This window comes from Lapillicoccus sp., from assembly GCF_025353065.1.
Lineage (GTDB): Bacteria > Actinomycetota > Actinomycetes > Actinomycetales > Dermatophilaceae > Lapillicoccus.
Genome location: NZ_JANXRJ010000016.1, coordinates 1 through 5,644 on the forward strand (window position 1 = coordinate 1; position 5,644 = coordinate 5,644).

The 5,644-nt window shown below is 69.6% G+C and carries 7 protein-coding genes; all 7 read right to left on the reverse strand.

What is annotated here, in order from left to right; genetic code table 11:
• Positions 1–170 precede the first annotated feature (170 nt).
• On the reverse strand, positions 171–521 hold the full coding sequence (locus tag Q0R63_RS01170) for a metal-sulfur cluster assembly factor (protein WP_295692763.1): 351 nt from the start codon (positions 519–521) through the stop codon (positions 171–173).
• A 5-nt stretch (positions 522–526) separates the two neighbouring features.
• Positions 527–1,033: a Fe-S cluster assembly sulfur transfer protein SufU gene (gene sufU / locus Q0R63_RS01175; RefSeq protein ID WP_295692766.1), complete on the reverse strand. Its 507-nt coding sequence runs from the start codon at positions 1,031–1,033 to the stop codon at positions 527–529.
• Complete coding sequence (locus Q0R63_RS01180; RefSeq protein WP_295692769.1) at positions 1,033–2,430, reverse strand: SufS family cysteine desulfurase; 1,398 nt, start codon at positions 2,428–2,430, stop codon at positions 1,033–1,035. Before Q0R63_RS01180 ends, sufU begins: the two co-directional genes overlap by 1 nt.
• A gap of 2 nt (positions 2,431–2,432) precedes the next feature.
• Complete coding sequence (sufC, locus tag Q0R63_RS01185) at positions 2,433–3,194, reverse strand: Fe-S cluster assembly ATPase SufC (RefSeq protein ID WP_295692775.1); 762 nt, start codon at positions 3,192–3,194, stop codon at positions 2,433–2,435.
• Between the two features lie 17 nt (positions 3,195–3,211).
• Positions 3,212–3,559 carry a non-heme iron oxygenase ferredoxin subunit gene (locus tag Q0R63_RS01190; protein WP_295692778.1) on the reverse strand — a complete coding sequence of 116 codons (348 nt, stop codon included), beginning with the start codon at positions 3,557–3,559 and terminating at the stop codon, positions 3,212–3,214.
• A gap of 41 nt (positions 3,560–3,600) precedes the next feature.
• Positions 3,601–4,812, reverse strand: a complete 1,212-nt coding sequence (gene sufD, locus Q0R63_RS01195) for a Fe-S cluster assembly protein SufD (RefSeq protein WP_295692782.1) — start codon at positions 4,810–4,812, stop codon at positions 3,601–3,603.
• The coding region (gene sufB, locus Q0R63_RS01200; protein WP_295692784.1) for a Fe-S cluster assembly protein SufB at positions 4,812–5,644 on the reverse strand (833 nt) is incomplete at its 5' end. The genes sufD and sufB, both read right to left, overlap by 1 nt.

Genomic DNA, 5,644 nt, shown 5'->3' on the forward strand with positions numbered 1-5,644 from the left:
TCATAGGAGCCGGCGCCGGCTCCGACGTTGACGACGGTGCGAGCGTCCCCCAGGGCTGCCTGCACGGCCTGGTCGAAGCGGGGGTCAGGGACGCGCAGGCCGGCGTACCCCACGCCGATCCGGTCATAGACTGCACTCACTCGGCTCACCCGCCCCAGCGGCGGCGTGGGTCAGACGTTGAAGCCAAGTGCCCGCAACTGCTCGCGGCCGTCGTCGGTGATCTTGTCCGGGCCCCACGGCGGCATCCAGACCCAGTTGATCCGGACATCGTTGACGAGTGGCTCGAGGGCCGCACGGGTCTGGTCCTCGATCACGTCGGTCAGGGGGCAGGCCGCGGAGGTGAGCGTCATGTCGAGGGTGACGGTGATGTCGTCGTGGATCTGCGCGCCGTAGACCAGACCGAGGTCGACGACGTTGATCCCCAGCTCGGGGTCGACGACGTCACGCAGCGCCTCCTCGACGTCGGCGACGTTGGCCGGCGGGGCCGAGCTGGTGCTGGTGGTGTCGGTCAGGTCGGTCATTGGTGTCAGCCCTTCGGTGTGGCGTGGGTCGAGAATCTGCTCGTGCTCGGTGAGGTCTCGCTGATGTCGATGCCGCTGCGGGCCAGGGCGTCGGTGAAGGCGCTCCAGCCGAGCAGGGCGCACTTGACCCGGGCGGGATACTTCGCCACCCCGGCGAAAGCGACCCCGTCGCCGATCGCGTCCTCGTCGCCCGGGTCCTGCCCCTTCGAGGTCAGCATCGCGTGCATCGCGGCGTAGGTGTCGAGGGCCTCCCTGACGCTGTGGCCGGTGACCTCCGCGGCCAGCACGGACGCCGAGGCGACCGAGATGGAGCAGCCGAGGGCGTCGTAGGACAGGTCGCGGATGGTGGCGTGCTCACCCTCCCCCGTCGAGGCGTCGAGGTCGAGGCGCAGCGTCACCTCGTCGCCGCAGGTGGGGTTGACGTGGTGCACCTCGGCCGCGAACGGCTCACGCAGGCCGACGCGGTGCGGCCGCTTCGAGTGCTCGAGGATGAGCTCCCGGTAAAGATCCATCAGACGGTCACCTGCTCCCGGTCCCGTTGCTGCTGACGGTCGCTCGCTGCACGAGGAACACTGTCGAGGTCGAGCCCGAAGATCGCCGGGACGAGATCGAGGGCACCGAGCAAGGCGTCGACCTCACCCACGGTGTTGTATGCCGCGAAGCTGGCCCGCGTCGTCGCCGCGACGCCGAGGGCGCGGTGCAGAGGCCACGCGCAGTGGTGCCCGACCCGGACCGCGACGCCCTGGTCGTCGAGCACCTGCCCGACGTCGTGGGCGTGGACGCCGTCGACGACGAAGGCCACCGTCGCGCCCCGCTCGGCCGCCGTCGGCGGACCGACGACGCGCACCCATGGACGCGCCGCGAGTCCGTCGAGCAGCGCTGCGGTGAGGAACTGCTCGTGCGCGAGGACGCGGTCCATGCCGAGCTCGGTGAGATAGTCCACCGCCGCCGCGAAGCCGATCGCCTGGGCGGCCATCGGGACGCCGGCCTCGAACTTCTGCGGCACGGGAGCGTAGGTCGAACCCTCCATCGTCACCGTCTCGATCATCGAGCCACCGGTGAGGAAGGTCGGCATCGCGTCGAGCAGCTCGGGCCGGCCCCAGAGGACGCCGATGCCGAGGGGGCCGAAGAGCTTGTGACCGCTGAAGGCGAGGAAGTCCACCCCGAGCTCGGTCACGTCGACGCTGAGGTGGGGCACCGACTGGCACGCATCGAGGACGACGAGCGCCCCTGCGGCGTGGGCCTTCTCGGTGATCTCGCGGACGGGGTTGATCGTGCCGAGGACGTTGGAGACGTGAGTGAAGGCGACGACCTTGGTGCGGTCGGTGAGGAGATCGTCCAGGTCGGTGAGGTCGAGCCGACCATCGGGTGTCAGGGGGATCCAGCGCAGGGTCGCCCCGGTCCGGCGGCACAGCTCCTGCCACGGCACGAGGTTGGCGTGGTGCTCCATCTCGGTGACCAGCACCTCGTCACCCGGCGCGAGGACGAACCGCGCGGCCATCTCGTCGTCGGGCTGTGGCATCCGACCCCGGGCGCCGCCTCCACCGTGGCTGGCGTTGGAGAAGGCGTAGGCGACGAGGTTGAGGCCTTCGGTGGCGTTCTTGGTGAAGACGACCTCGTCGGCGGTGGCACCGATGAAGGCCGCGATGGTCGCCCGCGCCGACTCGTAGAGCTCGGTGCCCTCCTCGGAGAGCTGGTGGGCTCCCCGGTGGACGGCGGAGTTGTGCTTCTCGTAGAACTCGCGCTCGGCCTCGAGGACCACCCACGGCTTGTGCGAGGTGGCTCCGGAGTCGAGGTAGACCAACGGTTTTCCGTCGCGGACGGTGCGCCCGAGGATCGGGAAGTCGGCGCGGATCGCGGTCGACTCCGATCCGCTGAAGGGCTCCGCTCCCGCCACGACGGCAACCACGATCAGGCCTTGGCTGCCGTGAGGTAGCGGTCGTAGCCCTCGTCCTCGAGCCGGTCCGCGAGCTCGCGCCCACCCTCCTCGACGACCTTGCCGTCCACGAACACGTGCACGAAGTCGGGCTCGATGTAGCGCAGGATGCGGGTGTAGTGCGTGATCAGCAGGACGCCGACGTCGGTGCTCGCCTTGGCGCGGTTGACGCCCTCGGAGACGACCTTGAGCGCGTCGACGTCGAGGCCGGAGTCGGTCTCGTCGAGGATCGCGATCTTCGGGCGCAGCAGCTCCATCTGGAGGATCTCGTGGCGCTTCTTCTCGCCACCGGAGAAGCCCTCGTTGACGTTGCGCTCGGCGAAGGCGGGGTCCATCCGCAGCTCGTCCATGGCCGACCGGACGTCCTTGACCCAGGTACGCAGCTTGGGGGCCTCGCCGTCGATGGCGGTCTTGGCGGTGCGCAGGAAGTTGGAGACGGTGACGCCGGGGACCTCGACGGGGTACTGCATCGCGAGGAAGAGCCCGGCGCGGGCCCGCTCGTCGACGGCCATGGCCAGGACGTTCTCCCCGTCGAGCGTCACGGTGCCGCCGGTGACGGTGTACTTCGGGTGGCCGGCGATGGAGTAGGCGAGGGTCGACTTGCCGGAGCCGTTGGGCCCCATGATCGCGTGCGTCTCGCCGGACTTCACGGTGAGGTCGACGCCGCGGAGGATCTCCTTGGTGCCGCCCTCGATGTCGACGCTGACGTGCAGGTCGTGGATCTCGAGTGTCGTCATGGGTTGGTGTGTCCTTCTCAGCGGTTCGGGGTGACCGCGACCAGGACCTGGTCGCCGTCGATCTTCACGGGGTAGTCGGCGATCGGCGTGATCGCCGGGAGGCCGGAGGGTTTGCCGGTGACGAGATCGAAGCGCGAGCCGTGGAGCCAGCACTCGAGCGTGCACCCGTCGACCTCGCCCTCGGAGAGGGAGACGTCCGCATGGCTGCAGCGGTCGTCGACGGCGTGGTAGGCCCCGTCGGCGTCGCGGACGAGCGCGATGATGACGCCGTCCACCTCGGCCTGGGACACCGTCCCGGGGGCGAGGTCGTCGACCTGGCACACGACGGTGAAGTCACCGGCGTCTCCCTGTGGCTCAGCACTCATGGGCTCTGCGTTCATGGGCTGCGCGTTCATGGGCTCAGCACTCATACGTCCGCGCCCACCTCGGCGGCCGCGGTCAGCTCGGCCTCGATGTCGTCCTGCAGGCGGGTCCGGAGCGCCTCGTCGGGGATCTGGTTGATGATGTCGACGAGGAAACCGCGCACGACGAGCCGCCGGGCCTGGGCCTCGGGGATGCCGCGCGCCTGGAGGTAGAAGAGCTGCTCGTCGTCGAATCGCCCGGTGGCAGAGGCGTGCCCGGCGCCGACGATCTCGCCCGTCTCGATCTCGAGGTTGGGCACCGAGTCGGCGCGGGCGCCGTCGGTGAGGACGAGGTTGCGGTTCAGCTCGTAGGTCTCGGTGCCCTCGGCGACGGCGCGGATGAGCACGTCACCGACCCAGACCGTGTGGGCCCCCTGTCCCTGCAGCGCGCCCTTGTAGGTCACGGTGCTCTTGCAGTTGGGCGCGTCGTGATCGACGAAGCTGCGGTGCTCGAGGTGCTGCCCGGCGTCGGCGAAGTAGACGCCGAGGAGGGTGGCGTGGCCACCGGGGCCGGCGTAGCGCACGTTGGTGTTGATCCGCACGATGTCGCCGCCGATGCTCACCACGATGTGCGTGTATGCCGCGTCGCGGCCGACCACGGCGTCGTGCTGGCCGAGGTGGATGGCACCGTCGTCCCAGTGCTGGACGCTGACGACGGTCAGCTGGGCGCTGTCGCCGACGAGGACCTCGAGGTTGCCGGTGTGCTCGCCGCCACCCTCGTGGTCGAGGATGACGACCGCCTTGCTGTGGTGCTTCGCCTCGATCACGTGGTGCGCGGTGCTGCGTCGCCCGGCGGTGCCGGTGAGGACGACCCGGACCGGCTCGGTCGGCTCGGCCTCGGCCCTGATGACGACGTGCAGCCCCTCGAGGGTGTTGGCGCTGGCGACGACCGCGGCGCGGTCGGCGGGCACGAGCGCGGTGCCCCGCGGCGCCTGCCCCGGGGCGAGCGTGCCGGTGGTGACACCCTCGGGGGCCGACACGGCATACGTCATCGCGTCGGCGTCGCCGGGCGTGTCGCCGAAGAGGGCGCGCAGCCGGTCGACCGGGGTGAAGCGCCACTCCTCCTCGCGACCGGACGGCATACGAAAGTCGGCGACGTCGAACGAGGTCGGGCGCTCGGCGCGGGACTGGTCGGGGACGAAGGCCTCCGCGCTGTCGGTATGGGCTGCGGCGACGACGCCACCGGGGGCGCCCTGGGTCTTTTCCAACAGCGGCATCAGCCGACTGCTCCTTCCATCTGCAGCTCGATGAGCCGGTTGAGCTCGAGGGCGTACTCCATCGGCAGCTCGCGGGCGATGGGCTCGACGAAACCGCGCACGATCATCGCCATGGCCTCCTCCTCGGTCATCCCGCGGCTCTGGAGGTAGAACAGCTGGTCGGCGGACACCTTGGATACCGTGGCCTCGTGGCCCATCTGCACGTCGTCCTCGCGGACGTCGACATAGGGGTAGGTGTCGGACCGGCTGATGGTGTCGACGAGCAGCGCGTCGCAGCGCACCGTCGACTTGCTGTTGGTGGCGCCCTCCATGATCTGGACGAGCCCGCGGTAGGACGTGCGGCCACCTCCACGGGCGACCGACTTCGAGACGATCGTCGAGGAGGTGTTGGGCGCCTGGTGGACCATCTTGGCCCCGGCGTCCTGGTGCTGGCCCTCGCCGGCGAAGGCGATGGACAGGGTCTCGCCCTTGGAGTGCTCGCCGAGGAGGTAGACGGCGGGGTACTTCATCGTCACCTTGGAGCCGATGTTGCCGTCGATCCACTCCATCGTCGCGCCCTCGGCGCAGGTCGCGCGCTTGGTGACGAGGTTGTAGACGTTGTTGGACCAGTTCTGGATCGTCGTGTAGCGGACCCGCGCGTTCTTCTTGACGATGATCTCGACGACCGCGGAGTGCAGCGAGTCGGACTTGTAGATCGGCGCGGTGCAGCCCTCGACGTAGTGCACGTCGGAGCCCTCGTCGGCGATGATCAGGGTGCGCTCGAACTGGCCCATGTTCTCGGTGTTGATCCGGAAGTACGCCTGCAGCGGGATGTCGACCTTGACGTTCGGCG